General features: G+C 62.7%; 1 protein-coding gene. It reads right to left on the bottom strand.

What is annotated here, in order from left to right; translation table 11 throughout:
* Window positions 1-504: HAMP domain-containing protein (locus GTW58_RS15065; protein ID WP_168023652.1), on the bottom strand; the 504-nt coding region annotated here is incomplete at its 3' end.
* Window positions 505-520 lie beyond the last annotated feature (16 nt).

Raw genomic sequence — 520 nt, 5'->3', positions numbered from 1 at the left:
CGGATCCACGGCATCCATGAGCCCCAGGTTGCCGTGCAGGATCGCCAGAGGTGTTCGCAGTTCATGCGCCGCGTCGTCGAGGAACTGCCGTTGCTGGTCGAACCCGTCCTCGATCCTGTCCAGCATGTAGTTGAAGTGCTGGGCCAGCTGTCCGACGTCGGAATCGGCCTTGGTCACCGGCACCCGCCGTTCGAGGTCCTCGGCGGGGATTTTCTGTGCTGCTTCCCTGAGCCGGGTGATGGGTGCCGTGATGCGACCGACCAGGAAGTACGAGATCAGGCTGCCCAGGATCAACATGACCGCCGATATACCGGTGAACCGCCACCACGAGTCGTAGACGGCTGCGCGCTGCGTGCTCAGATCGGTGCCGATCACCAGGAAGGCATCGCGGTCATCGGTGGGCAGAGAAACATCGATCACCCCGATCCGAAGTGTCTGTCCGTCGAGTTCGTGATCGGAGATCACGGTCTGTTCGGACTTGGCTCTTTGCTTGGCGGCGGTCACACGGTCGGGGTGGTCG

The organism is Kocuria subflava (assembly GCF_012163155.1).
GTDB lineage: Bacteria > Actinomycetota > Actinomycetes > Actinomycetales > Micrococcaceae > Kocuria > Kocuria subflava.
Note: the sequence above shows the minus strand (reverse complement) of the source record. Positions and strands in the feature narration are given on the sequence as shown.